This is a genomic window from Clostridium sp. Ade.TY (genome assembly GCF_000498355.1).
Lineage (GTDB): Bacteria > Bacillota > Clostridia > Clostridiales > Clostridiaceae > Clostridium.
In genome coordinates this window covers 176,696-195,815 of record NZ_AVSV01000003.1, presented here as the reverse complement: position 1 = coordinate 195,815, position 19,120 = coordinate 176,696, and the positions used below count along the sequence as shown (strand labels likewise).

At 25.3% G+C, this 19,120-nt stretch carries 24 protein-coding genes and 1 riboswitch; of the genes, 7 read left to right on the top strand and 17 right to left on the bottom strand.

Annotated elements, in window-relative coordinates; all coding sequences use genetic code 11:
• Positions 1 to 82: 82 nt before the first annotated feature.
• Positions 83 to 460: a RidA family protein gene (locus tag O212_RS0101600; protein WP_024613425.1), complete on the bottom strand. Its 378-nt coding sequence runs from the start codon at positions 458 to 460 to the stop codon at positions 83 to 85.
• Between the two features lie 154 nt (positions 461 to 614).
• Between O212_RS0101600 and ilvA the strand changes: the two genes are divergently transcribed.
• Complete coding sequence (gene ilvA / locus O212_RS0101595; protein WP_024613424.1) at positions 615 to 1,814, top strand: threonine ammonia-lyase; 1,200 nt, start codon at positions 615 to 617, stop codon at positions 1,812 to 1,814.
• A 120-nt stretch (positions 1,815 to 1,934) separates the two neighbouring features.
• On the opposite strand, the gene O212_RS0101590 is transcribed toward ilvA, so the two are convergent.
• The 6 genes from O212_RS0101590 to O212_RS0101565 all read right to left on the bottom strand — a co-directional run bounded on the left by O212_RS0101590 (position 1,935) and on the right by O212_RS0101565 (position 5,910).
• On the bottom strand, positions 1,935 to 2,717 hold the full coding sequence (locus tag O212_RS0101590; protein WP_024613423.1) for a hypothetical protein: 783 nt from the start codon (positions 2,715 to 2,717) through the stop codon (positions 1,935 to 1,937).
• Positions 2,718 to 2,908: 191 nt separating this feature from the next.
• Positions 2,909 to 3,334, bottom strand: coding sequence for a MarR family transcriptional regulator (locus tag O212_RS0101585; protein WP_024613422.1), 426 nt, complete (start codon positions 3,332 to 3,334; stop codon positions 2,909 to 2,911).
• A gap of 18 nt (positions 3,335 to 3,352) precedes the next feature.
• Positions 3,353 to 3,802, bottom strand: coding sequence for a hypothetical protein (locus tag O212_RS0101580; RefSeq protein ID WP_024613421.1), 450 nt, complete (start codon positions 3,800 to 3,802; stop codon positions 3,353 to 3,355).
• Between the two features lie 201 nt (positions 3,803 to 4,003).
• Positions 4,004 to 4,768 carry a YdcF family protein gene (locus O212_RS0101575; RefSeq protein WP_242829545.1) on the bottom strand — a complete coding sequence of 255 codons (765 nt, stop codon included), beginning with the start codon at positions 4,766 to 4,768 and terminating at the stop codon, positions 4,004 to 4,006.
• 216 nt (positions 4,769 to 4,984) lie between these two features.
• Complete coding sequence (locus O212_RS16785) at positions 4,985 to 5,125, bottom strand: hypothetical protein (protein WP_173391468.1); 141 nt, start codon at positions 5,123 to 5,125, stop codon at positions 4,985 to 4,987.
• Positions 5,126 to 5,376: 251 nt separating this feature from the next.
• Positions 5,377 to 5,910 (bottom strand): 2'-5' RNA ligase family protein, encoded by a 534-nt coding sequence (locus O212_RS0101565; RefSeq protein WP_024613419.1) that lies wholly within the window; start codon positions 5,908 to 5,910, stop codon positions 5,377 to 5,379.
• Positions 5,911 to 6,253: 343 nt separating this feature from the next.
• Between O212_RS0101565 and O212_RS0101560 the strand changes: the two genes are divergently transcribed.
• The 5 genes from O212_RS0101560 (at position 6,254) to O212_RS0101540 (ending at position 9,461) form a co-directional block, all read left to right on the top strand.
• Positions 6,254 to 6,757 (top strand): hypothetical protein, encoded by a 504-nt coding sequence (locus O212_RS0101560; RefSeq protein ID WP_024613418.1) that lies wholly within the window; start codon positions 6,254 to 6,256, stop codon positions 6,755 to 6,757.
• A gap of 169 nt (positions 6,758 to 6,926) precedes the next feature.
• Positions 6,927 to 7,544, top strand: coding sequence for a hypothetical protein (locus O212_RS0101555; protein WP_024613417.1), 618 nt, complete (start codon positions 6,927 to 6,929; stop codon positions 7,542 to 7,544).
• 404 nt (positions 7,545 to 7,948) lie between these two features.
• Positions 7,949 to 8,224 carry a hypothetical protein gene (locus O212_RS0101550; protein ID WP_024613416.1) on the top strand — a complete coding sequence of 92 codons (276 nt, stop codon included), beginning with the start codon at positions 7,949 to 7,951 and terminating at the stop codon, positions 8,222 to 8,224.
• A gap of 139 nt (positions 8,225 to 8,363) precedes the next feature.
• The gene (locus O212_RS0101545; RefSeq protein ID WP_024613415.1) at positions 8,364 to 8,813 is read left to right on the top strand and encodes a hypothetical protein; all 450 of its coding nucleotides are present in this window, start codon (positions 8,364 to 8,366) and stop codon (positions 8,811 to 8,813) included.
• Between the two features lie 225 nt (positions 8,814 to 9,038).
• The gene (locus O212_RS0101540) at positions 9,039 to 9,461 is read left to right on the top strand and encodes a hypothetical protein (protein WP_152524842.1); all 423 of its coding nucleotides are present in this window, start codon (positions 9,039 to 9,041) and stop codon (positions 9,459 to 9,461) included.
• Between the two features lie 43 nt (positions 9,462 to 9,504).
• Here the strand turns inward: O212_RS0101540 and O212_RS0101535 are convergent, their stop codons facing one another.
• On the bottom strand, positions 9,505 to 10,395 hold the full coding sequence (locus tag O212_RS0101535) for a patatin-like phospholipase family protein (RefSeq protein ID WP_024613413.1): 891 nt from the start codon (positions 10,393 to 10,395) through the stop codon (positions 9,505 to 9,507).
• 471 nt (positions 10,396 to 10,866) lie between these two features.
• Here O212_RS0101535 and O212_RS0101530 point away from each other — a divergent pair, with 471 nt between their 5' ends.
• Positions 10,867 to 12,168, top strand: coding sequence for an MFS transporter (locus O212_RS0101530; RefSeq protein WP_024613412.1), 1,302 nt, complete (start codon positions 10,867 to 10,869; stop codon positions 12,166 to 12,168).
• A gap of 94 nt (positions 12,169 to 12,262) precedes the next feature.
• Here O212_RS0101530 and O212_RS0101525 read toward each other — a convergent pair whose 3' ends face one another.
• The 9 genes from O212_RS0101525 to O212_RS0101485 form a co-directional block, all read right to left on the bottom strand.
• Positions 12,263 to 13,114 carry an ATP-binding cassette domain-containing protein gene (locus O212_RS0101525; protein ID WP_024613411.1) on the bottom strand — a complete coding sequence of 284 codons (852 nt, stop codon included), beginning with the start codon at positions 13,112 to 13,114 and terminating at the stop codon, positions 12,263 to 12,265.
• A gap of 26 nt (positions 13,115 to 13,140) precedes the next feature.
• Positions 13,141 to 13,908: a cobalt ECF transporter T component CbiQ gene (gene cbiQ / locus O212_RS0101520; RefSeq protein ID WP_024613410.1), complete on the bottom strand. Its 768-nt coding sequence runs from the start codon at positions 13,906 to 13,908 to the stop codon at positions 13,141 to 13,143.
• Positions 13,905 to 14,216 carry an energy-coupling factor ABC transporter substrate-binding protein gene (locus O212_RS0101515; protein ID WP_024613409.1) on the bottom strand — a complete coding sequence of 104 codons (312 nt, stop codon included), beginning with the start codon at positions 14,214 to 14,216 and terminating at the stop codon, positions 13,905 to 13,907. Before O212_RS0101515 ends, cbiQ begins: the two co-directional genes overlap by 4 nt.
• On the bottom strand, positions 14,216 to 14,959 hold the full coding sequence (locus tag O212_RS0101510; RefSeq protein WP_024613408.1) for an energy-coupling factor ABC transporter permease: 744 nt from the start codon (positions 14,957 to 14,959) through the stop codon (positions 14,216 to 14,218). The genes O212_RS0101515 and O212_RS0101510 overlap by 1 nt, the downstream gene beginning before the upstream one ends.
• Before the next feature lie 172 nt (positions 14,960 to 15,131).
• A riboswitch (cobalamin riboswitch) is annotated at positions 15,132 to 15,331 on the bottom strand.
• 59 nt (positions 15,332 to 15,390) lie between these two features.
• Positions 15,391 to 16,341 carry a hypothetical protein gene (locus O212_RS0101505; RefSeq protein WP_024613407.1) on the bottom strand — a complete coding sequence of 317 codons (951 nt, stop codon included), beginning with the start codon at positions 16,339 to 16,341 and terminating at the stop codon, positions 15,391 to 15,393.
• Between the two features lie 190 nt (positions 16,342 to 16,531).
• Positions 16,532 to 16,828: a DUF6483 family protein gene (locus O212_RS16900; RefSeq protein WP_347452286.1), complete on the bottom strand. Its 297-nt coding sequence runs from the start codon at positions 16,826 to 16,828 to the stop codon at positions 16,532 to 16,534.
• A gap of 135 nt (positions 16,829 to 16,963) precedes the next feature.
• Positions 16,964 to 17,242 (bottom strand): hypothetical protein, encoded by a 279-nt coding sequence (locus tag O212_RS0101495; protein WP_024613406.1) that lies wholly within the window; start codon positions 17,240 to 17,242, stop codon positions 16,964 to 16,966.
• 40 nt (positions 17,243 to 17,282) lie between these two features.
• Positions 17,283 to 17,666, bottom strand: a complete 384-nt coding sequence (locus O212_RS0101490) for a VOC family protein (protein ID WP_024613405.1) — start codon at positions 17,664 to 17,666, stop codon at positions 17,283 to 17,285.
• Between the two features lie 10 nt (positions 17,667 to 17,676).
• Positions 17,677 to 18,993: a ClC family H(+)/Cl(-) exchange transporter gene (locus O212_RS0101485; RefSeq protein WP_024613404.1), complete on the bottom strand. Its 1,317-nt coding sequence runs from the start codon at positions 18,991 to 18,993 to the stop codon at positions 17,677 to 17,679.
• Positions 18,994 to 19,120 lie beyond the last annotated feature (127 nt).

The window sequence follows — 19,120 nt, the reverse complement described above, 5'->3', positions numbered from 1 at the left end:
AACTTATTCATTAATTAAATAATTTATGAATAAGTTGATTACTTTGTTTAAAAAAGTCTTAAATCATTAAATTTTAATACTTTTAAGCTAATGCAATTACTTCTATTTCAACTTTTGCATCTAATGGTAATTTAGCTACTTCAACACAACTTCTTGCTGGTGGTTCTCCTTCAAAAAATGTAGCATAAACTTCATTAACAGCTGAAAAATCATTTAAATCTTTTACAAAAACTGTAGTTTTTATAACTTTATCCATGCTTGTTCCAGCTTCTTCAAGTATTGCTTTTACATTATTTAAACTTTGCTTAGTTGCTGCTTTTATTTCTGTAACTAATTCTTTAGTTTCTGGGTTTATTGGAATTTGTCCTGATGTATAAACTAAATTTCCAATCTTAACTCCTTGAGAATATGGTCCAATTGCAGCTGGTGCTTTATCAGTTTTTATTATTTTCTTATCCATAAAAATCCCTCCAATTTATGTTATTTGACTTTATTATAGGTTAAATTTTTTAAAAAGTCTAAATATTTTAATTATTTTTAAAAAATACTTGACTCAGAAATTTACAAAAATGTTATAATGTTTGTGAGAATAATACATGAGAGAGGTGTTATGTATGCATTTAGATAATATTAAAGCTGCTAGAGAAAAAATTCAAGATGTTGTTGTAAAAACACCATTACTTTATAGTAAATTCTTCTCTGAGAAAAGCAATAATAATGTTTATATGAAATGTGAAAATTTACAATTAACTGGTGCTTATAAATTAAGAGGCGCCTTAAATAAAGTAATGAGCCTAACTGATGAGGAAAAATCAAAGGGTGTTGTATGTTCATCAGCTGGTAATCATGCTCAGGGAGTAGCTTATGCTGCGAATCTTATGGGAATAAAATCAACTATAGTTATGCCAACAACTACTCCATACTTAAAAATTCAATCAACTAAAGATTTAGGCGGAAACGTAATATTAAATGGTAAAGTATACGATGATGCTTATAATTTTGCAAAGCAAATAGAAGAACAAGAAGGAGCTGTATTTTTACATCCTTTTAACGACATTAATGTAATATATGGACAAGGTACCATAGGTCTTGAAATAATTGAAGAACTTAAAGATGTAGACGTTGTTATATGTCCAATTGGTGGCGGTGGATTACTAAGTGGCATATCATTAGCATTAAAAGAAATTAATCCTAATATAAAAATAGTTGGAGTTCAAGCATCTGGGGCTAATGCTATGGAACAAAGCTTCTTAAAGGGAGAATTAACACCACTTTCTTCTGTAAGTACAATTGCAGATGGTATTGCTGTCAAATCACCTGGTGATCTTACTTTCTCAATTATAAAAAAATATGTTGATGAAGTTATAACAGTTACGGATGATGAAATTGTTGATGCCTTTTTAGCATTAATTGAAAAACAAAAGTTAGTTGCTGAAGCATCTGGTGCAGTTTCACTTGCAGCCTTATCAAAACTTAATATAGAAAATAAAAATGTTGTTTGTATAATAAGTGGAGGTAATATAGACATGCTTACTATTACTTCACTTATTAATAGTGCATTAGTTTCTAGAAAGAGACTTTTCTGCTTTACAATAGAACTTCCAAACTCACCTGGAGAGCTTAATAACATTACCGATATACTTGGAAATCTTCGTGCAAATGTTGTTAAACTTGAACATAATCAATTTAAAGCTGTTAATAAATTAAAAAATACATTACTTGAAGTAACAGTTGAAACTAATGGAGAAGATCATATATCAATAATTAAAGATAGATTAAAAAACCAAGGTTATATAATAGAACAACTTTATTAAAAAATTATAAATAATACTATGTTTTAAGTAAATATTCTTTTTAAAACATAGATATAAATAAACAAAAAGACTTTTTCAAAATTTTGAAAAAGTCTTTTTGTTTATAAATCATTTAACTAATTATTTTAAGTTTCTATCCTTACACTTAAACCCACACGTTTCAAGTTTCTCTTCAATACTTCTAGTATCAAACGGATTATGAAGCATAGCCTTTAAAAATAATTGTGGATAATCTCCCTTTAAATGTTTCATATATCTAACCCATATTCTGCTTAATTGTGCATAGGCTATAGTTATATCTTTTTCTATATGTGACTCATCGCAACAATCACATATAAGATTATAGTACCTATCATCAAATTCTTCTAAAAGATGAAATAATGACATAAGTAATTCTGAAAATATTTCATGTTCCATTAAAGCTTCATTACCTATAAATGATATTAAAAGCTCTTTTTTAAGCTTTAAAATAGTTATAACTTTTTCCACATCTATTTTTTTAATATCTACTGAAAAGTTATGATTATCTATAATCTTTTCAAGCTCTTTAAAATCTTTTTTGCTCCAATCTTTATTAACTATAGCTACATTTGCAAGATTTTTAATATCTTTATCACCCTTTGCAAATTCTTCTAAAAGGTCTGCTCCAAACTCTGAGAAGAAAACCCCTTTTATCATACTTAACTTTTCTCTTCTATGTTCTTTTTCACGATTTTCTAATAATCTTTCAATTATAAAAGCAGTAAAAAATACATCCATTGGTATAAATGCTATATCAGCAAATAAAAATATTAAAGTATGATGTAAATCTCTAAAAGTTAAATAATGAAGATAGTGCAAAAATAATGATAACACTATAAGCCCTACTCCAATCATTATAGTTTCTCTTTTATGTTTATTCATATAATGTTTTATTCCTCCTCAGTTTATACAATATATACTTACCTTTAATCTTTTCCATATAATTATAAGTGTTTTTATATTTGTAATACAAACAATTATTTACAAATATTTATATTTTAAAAAATATTTTTAATTTTTCATAATATAAACTATTCTATTAAAAAAAGGATATTTTAAAAATACCCTAAATTTTATCTTTTTATTTTATTTCTAGTAACTATTAAATCTTCTTTTAACTTGGTTAATTCATCTTCTGTGAAATTTTTAAATATATTTTCAAAACTTTCATTGATAGTTTTTCTAAATTCTTTTGCAAATTCCAATCCTTTTTCTGAAAATTCAATATAAGTATTTCTTTTATCATTAGGTTCCTTAATCTTATTTATATACCCTAATGATTCCAATCTTGTAACTATTCCTGAAACCGTCCCTTTAGCAAGTGACATTTCATCACATACTGCTGAAATATTAACTCGTCCATTGTGCGCTATTAATTTTATAACCATAATTTGTTGATAAGTAAGTCCACTTTCCTTTAAATTATCACTTATTATATTAACTGTATTTGAATATACTTCTTTTATTAACATGGCAACTTCAAATGGATCACATTTCATTTTATAAACTCCTTAAACCTATAATTTAAATTTTAATTTAGTATTTGAAAATCTAAATGAACTTATAAGGAAAAGTACACCTGCCATAAATAATGCGAATCCTAATCCTATATAAAATGTTCCAACATAAACTGGATTAAATATTCCAAGGCTTCTTACAAGTATTCCAAAAAATATCATAAAGCCCATTATTAAATAACTTCTAACATCAAAAAATGAAAATGCACAATGTTTTTGTAATTCACTATTTACTATTCTTTTAGTATGTTTTTTAAACATTTTACTAAATATAAATTTAAAGAATACAAAAAATATTATTGCTGCAAATATTATGCTATATATAAAATTTCCATGATTGGCTTCTACATCACCTATACCAATAGTAAATACTCTAAATCCTGCGAATCCCCATACTAAACCTGCTATTAATAATAAAGTTCTTTTATTAACCTTTATAAAATTTTTCATATTATCATCTCCTAAACCTAAAATAGTTCTTATGCGAACTATCATATAAATAATATATTACTAACTTTGAATTTTGTCAATAATAATTATCTTTTAATATTAAATGTTTAATTAACTTTAACAAAAGAGAAAACACCACTTATTTAATAAGCAGTGTTCTATAATCAATTATCCAAAACCTCATATTTACAAGTATTTATTTTATCTGCATCTTTCTCCAAAAATATTTTTTAAATTAATATAACTTTCCTCTATTAAATCACTTATATCAATATGCTCTATAAAATTTAATCCTTTAGGTCCATAACCATTTTCATCATCTCTAAGTCTTGGTATTTCTCCCATTAAAAGATCAATAAATCTCTCTTCCCTCCAAATACCATCAATATTTTTATTTATAAGTTTTATATTCTCATTAACTTTTGGTATAAAAGGAGCATAATTTATAACCTTTATTTCTCCTTTATCTTTTAAATATTTTAAAAATGCTAAATAAGTTCTAAGTTGCATAGTTGGATCTTGCATTAATAATAATGAGTTATATTTTATCCCCATATTATCTAACATTTCTATAGCTTTTTTAGCATTATCTCCACAATTAGTAGATTTATTTTCTATAATTATTTTTTCTAAAGGAACTTTATAATATTTATTTATAATTTGAAATATTATATCTGCTTCTGAGTTATTGTTTAATTCTATGTTTTTATATACATTATGAGATCTTAAAACATCTCTTAAAATTTCTGTTGAGTGTCCAATTCCTCCACATATCATTATTTTATTACATATACCATTTTCATAAGCTTCAACTGCACACTTTATTGAATATGTTATAGAGCTTCCAAGTAATACTAATACATCAACCTTTTCTATATTAAATTTTTCCTTTAAACTTCTCTTATTTAAACTTTCTATATCTCTTATCGCTAAAAACTCACTAATTTTATTTATACTCTCTTTCATCCTCATACCCCTTTAATTTTTAAGATATTTTTTAACATACTTTACTTCATTATGTATTAAAAAATTTTTATTAAACATATTTTAACATAAAAAAATCTACTTATTTACCTATAAATTTTAATACTCTTAATAAATATATATTTCTCTTCGCATTATAATTTATTAAAAAGCAAAAAATAAGTAGCAAATACATTGCTACTTAAGTATAAATTAATTTTATTTATCTAAATCTTTATCTACTTTTTCTAAATAATTAGTTTGCTCTACTATATTTCCTTCAAAATTTTCTACTGCATTTTTTGTATAATTTCCTATTTTATATGCACTTACATTTCCTTTTAACTCTTGTTTTTTCATAATATTTATCACCTCATAAATATCTTTTCATTACTTGTCATTTTATATTCATTTGAAAACTAACTATAATTAAATTTTATTTATAAAATGAAAAGACACCACTTATCCAATAAGCAGTGTCCTGTAACCAATTGTCTAAACTTTCGTTCCTTGATTACATTATTATATTATCCATAAAACTAAAAAATTATTCATTATACTAAAAAATTTTTTAATTATAAACTCAAAATATATTTACAATATTTATTTTATTAAAATAATCTTATACTATCAGTAAATATTCCATTTTCCATCTCAACTTTATATAATGCTATACCTTCTAAACTAGCATCAAAAGGTTCATATATATCTATAATAAAATTCATTACTTCTTTTAACTTTTCTTTATTTAATCCAATTGCTAAACTACAATGCGGATTCCACTTTCCTGGTAAATAATACGTCCTTGCTGTATCATCAAACTCTTTAAAAAATTCATAATACTCTTTATGCATCTTAATTATTTCTTCTGTAACTACAGGCTTTGCAAAGCAAGTCCCTGTCGTAGGAAATGCCCCTATAGCATCAAATCTTGTATCTATACTTTTAAGCTTTCCCTTAAATTCCTTTAACTTAGCTATAAATTTATTTTCATCTACATCTTCATAAATTGCTAAAGTTATATGTGGAAATAAACCTTCCGTATTAATCAAACTTGAATCTATCCCTTTATCACTAAGTGACTGCCAAATAGATGTCACATATCTTGATGCTCTATTATCTAAAAATACATCTACTATATACATTAATTCTTCCTCCCTAGTCAGTCTACCCATATAGCATTATTAACCATAATCTTTTAATATTTATATTTTATCATATTTATTTATAATATGTTTAAATTCTATTATAGTTAAATATTTTTTTACTATATTACACTCAAAATTGCTCTAAATTTTTATTAAAACAGCATTTTTTTATAAACAATAAATGAATTTTTTCTTTTCTTACAAAAATGAAATATAAATGTAAGCAAAATACATATAAAAAAATTACTTTAATATGTTAAAATATTAATTGTAAAGTTTTGCTTTATTATCTTTATAAATCCAAATCTTTATATAATACTTTTTAAAAGTAGGTGTATATATGAAAATAAATAGAAGTATAGCATTAACTTTAATATGTATTTTATTTTCTTTTAATATAATTAGCTGTTCTAATAATTTAAATTATTCAAAGGGAAATAGTTTAAGTATACAAAATACTGTTTCTAATAAAAATATTAATGATTATTTTAAATTATCACTAAATAACCTTATTTATGATAGTAATTGTTTGATTTCTAATATTAGAAAAAAAGGAGATAGTAAAAAAGATTACTTAAATTATTTAAATATTTACAAAGAACAAATTTTAAATATAAAATTAAATTTTACTAATAATACAAAAGATATAAATACTGCTAAATCAAAGGAATTAATCTCTTTTGCTACAAATGTTTTTGATTCTTTAGAAAAGGCTGTTTCTTATATGTTAACAGGAATAGAAAATAATAGTCCTAAAACTATTGCAAAAGGATTTTTATCTTTTTTAAGTGCATTACATAATTTAAAATGTTATTACGTAACTCATTACGAGAGTAAAAAGTAATAAAGATTCAATTTTAAAACATAAATTTCGTTTCTTAAAATTTAATTTATAACTCAATTATTAAACAATTTATTTAAAAATTCTTCCCATCTTTAAAGAGAATTTTTATAATTTTAGTGATATAATAGCCTTAAAATAAAAAGTAAAATACATATGGAGGGATGATTTTTTGAATAAAGAACTTAAAGTTAAAAAGATAGATGAACTTATTAAAGAATTATCTGAATACAAATCTGCTCTTCTTGAAGATATTCCTTATGAAAATTCTAAAACTTTAGACAAGCTTATACTTGATAAAGACAAAAATATTTCAGAATTATTTAACTGGAATTCTGAAAAAATCAAAATAGAATATGCTGAGTTTTCAGAAGAAAAAAAAGAAGTTATTTTAATGTCTTTAAATAATAGTTTTTTAGCTAAAGAAATTATAAATGGTTATGTTATTTCAGACATAGATGGAAATGTAGTCGTTCCATCAACAAAAATATTCAGTAACTTTATTGCAGAAATAAGAAAAAAATTTTTTATTGAAGAAAAATATATAATAGAACTTTGTAAATTAAATGAAAATAGACAACTTATAGTTAATTTTATGAAAGACTATAATTATAATTCCATGTCAGAATATCCAGGAGATTTAAGATTTGACTTTGACTTTAATTATGTATCATTTAAATATGATAATGATGAAATAGAAGTAATTGATCCTACTTCAGAAATCTATACTAAATTTAGTAAACTTTATCCAAAAGCAATTTTAAGTAGCATAAGGCCACTTGGATTCTAATCTATATAATATTTTAATAAAATACTCCTTTTAAATTTCATGTTATATTATATTAATATTGAATTTTTTAGGAGGTTTTTTATAGGTGAATTTATTTATTATAGATAATAACATATTAACTATAAAACACACTCATTATACTGAATCTATTTTTGTACGCAACGAAATAATAAAAAAACTCTAAAGAATATAAAAAACTATTCTATCAAATCTTCAAAATTTTCAGATTTAATTATTTTAGATAAAAATTCTCTTGAAGTTAATCCTATAGAAATAAAAGCTATAAAAATACTTGAAACTCTAAAATAAGGTAAAGTATTATACAAAACTTTAAATTAATTTGATTAATATTATTATAAGGACTAAAATAAATAATAGAAACTAAAATAAGGAGATGATCTAATATGTTTAATAGAAAAGTCTTGCTAGACCTTGATACAGTATATTACAACATGAAAGACTTATTAGATGCCCTTTTAAAATATTATACAGATAGAGGTACTATATGTAGCGTAATAGGAAAAGATTCACAAGGAAATCCTATTCTTCTTATAAATTTTAAAACTTATGAATTAAGAGTTAAAAATGTTACTCCAGGAATGAATTTTTACTATTTATTACCTGATGAAAAATGGCCACCTTTAATGTCAATGCAACAAGTAATATTAAAAGAACTTTAAACTTTTAAAAAAGACTTATGTTTTTATAAAAAAACTAGGTCTTTTTTCATATAAAAAAATCTATATTTTTATTTAAGGACCTATAAAAATATTTTTTCATATATTAAAATATCTCATTATTTTAGCAGGTGATTATTTTATGAATAATAAATATTTTGAAGATTATTCTTCCACCGAAATTCCTGAAGAAATAGAAGAATTTATTAAAAGTTTAGAACTTAGTCTTGCTGAACGTGAAAAACTTGGTGCTACTTTATTGATTATTGGATATGCATATTTTATATATGCTTCAAACACAGATATAACAAAAATTTTAAGTGATGAAGATGAAGAAACAATAAGTCCTTACTTGATATTATTTATAGGAGAAACCATTGTAGTAATGGGACTTATAGTATTATGGACTGTTGCAATTGGTAGATTTAATGAAAAGAATTTTGAAAATAATTTTACTATATCAGATACTAAAACTTCTCCTTATAAACGTCTAGCTAATGCCTATGCTTTAAGTATAATTGCAAACATAGAAAGAGTCATAGTTTTAAATGAACTTTATTTAACAGACATAAACGCTCTTGGATTTGTCTAAACGTATATTTATTTTTATCTTTTCATATATTGTTATAAAAATACTTTTATTAAGGTAATTTAAATGTCAAAAAAAAAGTTTTCTAAAAAATTTAGTAAAAAAACTTCAAGTAAAACTACTAACAGTACTACTAATGGTCTAAACCAAAATAATAACAGTACTAATCAAAGTTCCAATACAAGCCCAGCAACAAGTCAAAATGACCCTTTTTTTCTTGAAACAGACTTGCATATACTTGATATAGAAATAGTAGCAACATTAATTTCAATCACCTCAGGTTTATATTTTTTTAATGCAAATATAATTGGTAGAAGTATAATTGTAGATCAATTAAATAATATTAACGTTGAAAATATACCCGATGTAGATTCTATTATTGAAGTAGGTCAAAATCTACTTATATTGAGTTTAATACTATTTGCAAAGGCAGCTTTTTTAAGATATGAAGAAAGACAATTAGATGAAAAATTATATCCAGATACAGCATTAAACTCAGATTTTTTTAGACAAATTGCTATTAGTTATATCCCAACTATTCTTTCTACTGAGATTAGAATTAAATTACGTGATGAAATATTAGAAAATGCAGCAAATATTGATGAAGTAATCGAAGCATTACTAGGTGGTGGAGGTGCTGAAGGATTTTAAAAAGGTTTGTACAGTTTAAACTATACAAACCTTTTTTATTTGACTATATAATTTTTTTTATCCAATTATAAAACTTATATAATTTAGGATACTTTTCACGTTCTTCTCTTTCTCTCTTTAAATTTGCCATAAAAATTATTGGCTCTAAAAGTTCAATTGTATCTTTATATCCTTCCTTTATTCGCATTCTCTTTGCTTCCATATCAAGATTCAAAGTTCCTTTTAATGTACTTTCACTTAAGTTCCTTGGCACAAGTTCTAATATTTTAGCATTTGGATAAATAGATTTATCAACTCTTGCTTCCTTTGATAATAAAACGACAATTATAATATCACAATTTTCTCCATAAACAGGTTGTATAGGAGTATTATCAGCTACTCCTCCATCAATAAATTTTCCACCTAAAACTTCTGTGCAATCATATATCATTGGAAGTGATGCTGATGCTATAATCATATCTTTTGCTGTCTCATTATCATAGTCATTTAGCTTAAAATATTTTGGAGTAAAATCTGGAAGCTCTGTACATGCAGCATAACATATTTTACCTCTTTCTTTTACTTTTCCAATATCCAAATATTCATTTATAATTTCACGTGCTCCATCTTTTGGAACACCGCCTTCTTCTATCTTTTGAAGCATGTATTTCTTTGCCAAATTTAAATGCTTACTACCTATTGTAAGCTCTATTCCTCTTTTTAACAAATCAAATTTACTTATAGGAACAAGCTTTTCCATAGTAACTTCTTCCCATAGTGCGTCTGCTGCATTCACATCATCTTGTGCAAATAAAACTGCATTAAAAGCGCCTATTGATGTGCCTGAAAAAACATCTATATATTTATCTAATTCTAAATCTTTTAATGCTTTCCACACACCAAGTTCATAGGCTCCTTTTCCTCCTCCACCTGAAAGAACTAATCCTATCTTCATGATAATCCCCTTTTTCATTGTATAATTTATTATAAATTATACATATATTTATTAAAACCTTCTATATATATGAACTATATTTAATAATATATAATAGAATTATAAAATTTGTACCATTTATATACTTGACAGTATTAATTATACTTTATTCAAATATTTTTACTATTTTATATAATTTAATATTTATTACTTTTATACTTTTAATTTTTGTCTCTTCTATTAACATAAATAATATTTCAATATTAGAATATAATATAAAATAAATTTAATTTCTCATATAATTTAATTCTACAAAATATATTTCCTATTAATCTGTTTTTAAATAATTTCTTTATTTAAATTTTATAAATCATATTTAATAATTTTATAACTTTTAATTAAATGTGTGATATTCATCACAGTTTTATTGTTAAATTTATGATAAACTCGTTAAAGAATTAACAAGTTTAATTAAACACGGAGGACTTATATATGAAAAAATATTCAGTTAAAGGAAATTCAAACCTTGGTTTAGCTGCTGCTACGCTTGGTTTCTTTATAGGGTTTGCTGCCGTTTCTCTATATGGACCAACAGCTGCTATATTTAAAAAGGTATTTACAGATTTAAATCCAGTGTTACTAGCACTACTTGTATCTGCACCATCCCTTTCAGGTTCATTACTTAGAATTCCATTTGCGGCTTGGGTTGATACAACAGGTGGAAGAAAACCATTTATTGTTTTACTTATTTTATCAATTGTTGGTATGACAGGACTTTACATAGTAATGGCATTTTTCCAAGAAAATTTAAGTAATTATTATTGGTTACTATTTGCACTTGGTACGCTTTCAGGTTGTGGTATTGCAACATTCTCTGTAGGAATAAGTCAAGCATCTTATTGGTTCCCACAAAATAAACAGGGTGTTGCTTTAGGACTTTATGGCGGTGTTGGTAACTTAGCACCTGGAATATTTGCTCTTTTATTACCAAACGTTGCTATGCCTCTTTTAGGATTATCAGGATCATACTTAGCATGGCTTATTTTCTTAGTTGTTGGTACATTAATTTACATAAAAATTGGTCAAAACGCTTGGTACTTCCAATTATTAGACCAAGGTGCAACTAAAGAAGAGGCAAAAGAAATTGCTTCAAAAGAACATGGACAAGAATTATTCCCTAAAGCTAAAGTAAGTGAAAGCTTAATTATATCAGCTAAATCATGGAAAACATGGGCTTTAGTTCTTATATACTTTACTACATTTGGTGGATTCCTAGCATTAACTAGCTGGCTTCCAAACTACTGGATGACTTATTTCTCATTAAATGTTAAAGTAGCTGGATTTTTAACTGCTTTCTATTCAATATTAACTTCATTAGTTAGAATATATGGTGGTAAAATAGCTGATAAAAAAGGTGGAGAAATTATTGCAATCATAGCTTTAATAATAGGCCTTTTAGGTTCAGTAGTTATGACATTTGCAGGATCTTTACCACTTGCAGTAATTGGTGTTGTACTTCTTGGAATAGGTATGGGAGTAACAAATGCTGCTGTATTTAAAATAGTTCCAAATGCTGTACCAGAAGCTATGGGTGGTGCATCAGGATGGATAGGTGGAATCGGAGCCTTCGGTGGATTCTTATTACCTCCTGTTATGGCAACATTTATAGATAAAACTGGTGTTGATTTAAGTGGATTCTCAAGAGGATACGTTGTATTTATAGGACTATTTATAATTTCAATTTTAATAATTGCTATGTTTAAAGCTTTTTCAAAAAAGAAAGTTACTGCATAGTTAAATATATAACCCCTAAACAAATTAACTTAAAAGATTAATAACCATTAAACAAAAAGTAGGAGCTAAATTAATTTAGCTCCTACTTTTTATATTATTTAAAATTATTTTTCCAAACGTTAAATGCTTTTCTTGCCTTTCCTATTGTGCTTTCTATATTATTAAAATTAAATCCGTCTTTTTCTTTTAATATTTCCATAAGATGTGCAACACGTGGAAGTCTTAAATGTATTTTTCTTATTTTTTCTTTTTCTCTAAATACTTCATCTGGAGTTCCTTCTAGTATTACTTTTCCTTTATCCATAACAAATACTTTATCACAATAAAGTGGTACTATATCTATATCATGAGTGGATATTATTATAGTTAAATCTAGCTTTTTTTTCATATCCATTAAAAGGCTCATTATATCACTTACTCCCATTGGGTCTAACCCTGCTGTTGGCTCATCTAATATTAAAACCTTTGGTTCCATAACAAGTATTCCAGCTATAGAAACACGCTTTTTTTGACCGAAACTTAATGCATGAGTTGGTTTATCCTTTAAATGCTCAATCTTTGTTTCCTTGATTGCAAAATCTACTCTTTTTCTTATTTCTTCTTCTTTTAGCTTCATGTTCATAGGTCCAAATGATATATCTTGATATACACTTGCTGAAAATAATTGACTATCTGGGTCTTGAAAAACTATTCCTACATCTTGTCTTAATTTTTTTAATCCCTTTCTTGAATAGTCAAATTCTTTTCCGTTAAAATATATTTTACCTGAAGAAGGTTTATTTATTCCGTTTAAATGGTGAAATAATGTTGATTTTCCTGCTCCATTTCCACCTAATATTGCAGTTACTTCACCTCTTTTTATATACATATTTATTCCGTTTAATGCACAGGTTCCATCTGGATATTTGTAGTGAAGTTCTTCTATTTTTAATATATTTTCACTCATTTAGTTTCTTCCCTTCTTCTCTGTATTTACATTAATACTTTAATAGTTAATAATAATAAATTTAATAAAATTGTTATTATGTAAATTGTTTTATCATTTGTATACTCATCTAAAATAACATTTAATTCTCCATCATATCCTCTTGATTCTAAAGAAGTATACATATCATTAGCCCTTTTAAATGACCTTATAAATAAACTTGATATAAGAGCTCCAAGAGATTTATATGATGATTTTATATTACTATATCCAAGCCTTGAATTTTGCGCTATAAACATAGTATCTACTGTTTCTAAAAGTATAAATATAAACCTATAAATAAGACTCATCATTTCAATCATTATACTTGGAACTTTTAATTTTTCAAGCACTGCTAATATATCAACCATTGGAGTGCTAAGCGATAAAAAGTATAAGCAACAAACTGATGCTAAAACTTTTAAAAATAAAACTAATGCTTTATAAATACCTAACTTTGATACTCCAATAAATCCTCCAAATATATTAATTGATATTATAAAATTATCTGGATTAATAGAATAATTTATTGTTATAGTTAAAATTCCGATAATTAAAAATGTAAGAGGAATAGTTAATAACTTTAAGAATAACCTTAAAGGAGTCTTTCCTACAAAAACCGTTATAATTCCCATAACACCAATTACTATAATTGAATCAACTATATTATTAACTGAAAGACATACAATTAAAGTTACAATGGAAAATATAAATTTTTCCATTGGATTTATCATTTTAAGTTTTGATGAATACGCATATTTATCTATATTTATCATTTGTTATCAGAACTTTCTTTTGTTTTACGTCCTTTAAAATATCCTAATCCAAACCCTATAACTCCTGCTCCAATTGCTGCTTGAAGTGCAAATAAAAGGCTTTCAACTTCTCCACTTTTAGGTTCAAATATTGGAGAAAACCATGGCTCATAATCCTTATCTATTTGAGTTATTGCTTGTTCTGCTGCATCATCTGATCCACCAAATTCTCCATCTTTAGCTATGAAAAATGGTATTATAGCCAAGGCTATAACAATTAATATAAGTATTATATTTATTCTTAATTTACTTTTTTGTTTGTTTGCCATTAGATTCCCTCCTTTGATAATATATTAAGGCTTATTAAATCTTCCTTATCATAAGCTGCAATTGCATTAAATATTACAACTGTTAATATACCTTCACTTATTGCTAAAGGAATTTGTGTTACTGCGAATATTCCCATAAATTTAGTTATTGAAGCCATTATTCCTCCAACATCTGATGGGAAGGCTAGTCCTAATTGAATTGATGTTGTCACATATGTTGCTAAATCACCAATAGCTGCTGCTAAAAATATTGCAAGCCATCTTGGTCCATTTAGTTTCTTTACTAATTTATAAATTCCATATGATACAAATGGTCCAACTACTGCCATTGAAAATGTATTAGCTCCAAGAGTTGTAAGTCCACCATGTGCTAAAAGTATAGCTTGAAATACTAATACGATAAGTCCTAAAACCGCCATTGCTGTTGGTCCAAAAAGTATAGCACCAAGACCTACTCCTGTTGGATGTGAACAACTACCTGTAACTGATGGAATTTTAAGTGCTGAAAGAACAAATGCGAAAGCTCCAGCCATTGCAAGTAATAACTTAAGACGTGGATTTTCTTTTATTGTATTTTTAATTGAAAATATTCCAAAAACAACAAATGGAATTGTAAAAGCCCCCCAAGCTATACACCATTTTGGTTCAAGAAATCCTTCCATAATGTGCATAGCCGATGCTTTTGTTGGTATGCATAACATCATTAATAAAACTCCTATAAAAAGTTGCATTCTTTTTGACATAATTATCTACTCCTCATAATAAATTATAATTTTTATAACACTCTACTATTTAGTTATAAATTTAACTATTTTAGACGTAAAAAAGCCTCTTAACTTGACATTAAGAGGCTAAATAAATCACTAATATATAATTTATTCATAATTAAAACACCCCCTCTATATCCACGTAGAGTTATATGTTATTAAAGTAGGCAGGTCTTCTGGCTCAAGTATCAACATTTTTATAAAACCTTCCCAGGAAACTTATTTCCAAGTGGTATAAACCTTATAAAAACTCCTCTATTACAGCGGCGGGACCGCGTGGGATTTTAACCCAACTTCCCTTTTAATCTAAAATACTACTATTTTAGAACCTTACTTTATTTTATCAATTTATTTTTATTATACATTATTAATATATATTAAACAATCATTATAAAAAATTTACAATTTTATTCTTTTATATGCCTTTTTATTTTATCTTTTAATTTTTTAAGTTCTTTAGATGATGGATAAGAACACTTCTGTTTTAAAGCTTTAGTAATTGTTTCAAATGCTTCTTTATAACTTAAACTTTTATATTGTGCTAAAGTTAAATAATACATATAAATTTCATAATCTTTATCTTTATTATCTTCTTTATTGAATAATTTTCTTAAATCTTCTTCTTTATTTTCCCTAACCTTATTTTCTTTATTTATTTCTTCGCCAAATATAAGTATACAAATTTTTATAATTTTAATGTTATTATTTTCAAAATCAACATAACTTTGAACTACTCCTAATGTATCAGCATTATATATACCAATAATTCTTTGATTTAGAATTAAACTATATGCATTTTTATAAATAGATTTAATTGGATAAGCAGAACTTATTGCATCAATTACAATATTATTTGTTCCATCTACTTTTCCAACTTTATTATATATTTTGTCTAAATAATTTTTTTCTTTTAATGATATATCAATTATAAATTCTTCATTTGTTCCTATTGATTTTACATACACTTTATAATTATCTAAATACTTTGCTTCAAACTTATACTTTTCTCCAAAAATATCTTGATTAAAAATATTTTTAAATTTTCCATCAAAATAACTATATATACTAATTATTTCAAATCCTCCAGAACCACCAAATCCACCTCGGATTACTATTTCATTTTTTCCATCACCATTAAAGTCAAATGCTGATAAATTTAAGTTATACCCACTAAATGGAATCTTTTCACTAAATATTTTATCTCCATCTTTTTTATAAACTTCTAACATTAAATTATAAACATAATTACTATCTTTAGTTTCACGTTTTCCTGTAAGAACTACTCTTTCTTTTGAATTTATATTTGTTATATTACTTTCTATTACATCTATAATATTATAATTTGTATCAACTCTCATATACTACTCCTAAAATTTATTAATAATATTATTAATATGATTTTAGTTTAATTTTGCTAAAAATAAAAAAGTAGCTTTACAAAGCTACTTGATTTTTTCTTTTTTAATTTTATACTTTTTATTTTATACAAAATATGGAATTTATCCACAATCTTTATTTTAATTTATTAACATACTAACACTTTTAAAATTAATTAACATTATTTTTTATAACATTTTGCTTATAAAAATTTTCAATAGTTTCTAAACCCATAGATATTTCTTCTCTTGAAAAGTTAGCTAATAAAAGTGTTTCATCATCTAACTTATTTATTTCATTTTTAAAATATAATACTATTTCATAACTTCTTTTTGATTTCCTTAAGTTTATTTGATCAAATATTATATTTTCAGCTTCATTAAAATTTTTATTACTTATATGCTTTTTCACCATAATTTCTAATAAATCATCTTTTGAAAGTTTTATGCTATAATTATCATCTTCTATATTACTTTATATTGAATCTATGCCAGCTGCTATTACAGCCATTATTTTACCAATTGATTCATAAACTCTTTTCATATAATCTTGTTCATAATTCAATTAATTCTCCCCCAATATCCATTGTATAATATATTTTCTCTATTCTATTAATTTATCTATAAATTCTTTTGCCTCTTTAAGTTCTTCACCTGTTAAAATCCTATATCTTTTTATAGCTTCAACTTTTTCCCCTTTTATTGCTAATTCTTTTATAATGCTCATCTCTTTTTTAAATTCTAAATCTTCTACTCCCAAATGTTCTGCTATAAGATTTAACTTTTTATTAGTTCTTCTAATTTCATTTTTCAACTCTCCAATACTAAAAATGATTAGATAAGTTGGTATAATAATAAATAAGAATAATATTAGCCACGTCATTTAACAATTCCCCCTTTTAAATAAAGCTTGTACAATTCATTTATGCCTCATACAGCTCTAATGGAAGCTTGTCTGGATCTTCAAAAAATGTATACTTTCGTCCAGTAAATTCATCAATTCTAATTTCTTCAACCTTTATTCCATTTCTTTTAAGTTCTTCTACAGTCTCTTCTATATTTGAAACTTCTAAAGCTAAATGTCTAAGTCCGCATGCTTCTGGATAACTTAATCTTTCTGGTGAATTTTTAAAAGAAAATAATTCTATTTGACTATTTCCAATTTTTAAATCAAGCTTATAAGAATTCCTTTCTTTTCTATAAACTTCTCTTATTACTTCAAGTCCTAATGTATTAACATAAAAATTTTTAGATTTTTCATAATCTGAGCATATTATAGCCACATGATGTATACTTTTAAAATTCATAAAATTCCTCCTACTCTTCTTCTTTCAATCCCATAGCTTTTAATCTATTATCTAATAATGATTCATATATTGGCTTACACTTAAATATTTCAGCTATTAAATAAGCTATTCCACATACTAAACTAACAGCTCCTAAACCTAATGATGGTCCACTCATTTCACAAACTAATATAAGTCCTGTAATTGGAGCTCTTACAATTGATGAAAACATTCCTGCCATACCAAGTAATATAAAGTTTGTTGCATAAATATTACTTTCTCCAGCAATCAATGTTATAATCCCACTAAATGTGATTCCAACTAAAGCTCCTAAAGTTAATAAAGGAAATAATATTCCTCCTGGCGTATCTGATGCAAAGCTAGCTATTGAAAGAATAAACTTACTTATAAGTAATATAATCGCAAATTTAAAAGCAACCCCATTTAATAAAATATCATTTATAAGTATATCTCCTCCACCCAAAACTTGTGGAAGCACAATTCCAAAAAATAAGGCAAACATAAATGGAATTATCATTCTATATCTTAATTTAATTTTTATACATTTATACAGCTTTATTGTTTTAAGTAATGTTTTATTATATATTACTCCACAAATTCCTACTACTATACCAAGAATAATTACAAAAATATAATATTTTGCAGGTAGTGCTTTTATAATATTAACTTCTAATATAGGCTTACTACCAAAGAATATCCAAGTCACTAAATCAGCTGTTACACACGCTGCTATTGAACATAAGAAAAGCATCTTTGAAAAACATTTATACATTTCTTCAAGTACAAAGAAAACTCCTGCAAGTGGTGCATTAAAGGCAGCTGCAAGTCCAGCCCCCGCTGCTGAAGCAATTAAAAATCTTTTATCATTAATGCATTTTTTAGTTACATTACTATAAACATGAGCCGCTTCTGCTCCTAACTGAATTGAAGGACCTTCAATACCAAGGGATAACCCAGCTCCTATTGCAATTGTTCCTCCAATAAACTTTTCCACCAAAATTTGTATCGGATTTTTTATATCAAATTCTCCTTTAAGCATCCCTTCTATTTGTGGTATACCACTCCCACTTATCATTGAATTTTTCTCAACCATAAATCCAACAATGTACGCTAATATAATTAAAACTACTATTCCTAAAATAATCCATAAATTATTTTCCTTCATAAATGAATATGCTTTATATTCATAAGGCGCTATATATTTTAAAGCTAATCTATATAAAGAAACAATAAGTCCTGCAATAGCACCAACTATAATACTTTCTAATACAATTCTAACTTTTAAATTATTTTTAGATAATATATCTTTTTCTGTTTTCTTCTGCATAATTTATAGTTTTCCTTTCTTAAAATCAGTATTTAATGTAAATTAATTTAAACAATTAAGTACTTCCTTATTTAATTATATATCCATGAAGTGGATATACTCAAAGACTAGACTATTAATATTTAAT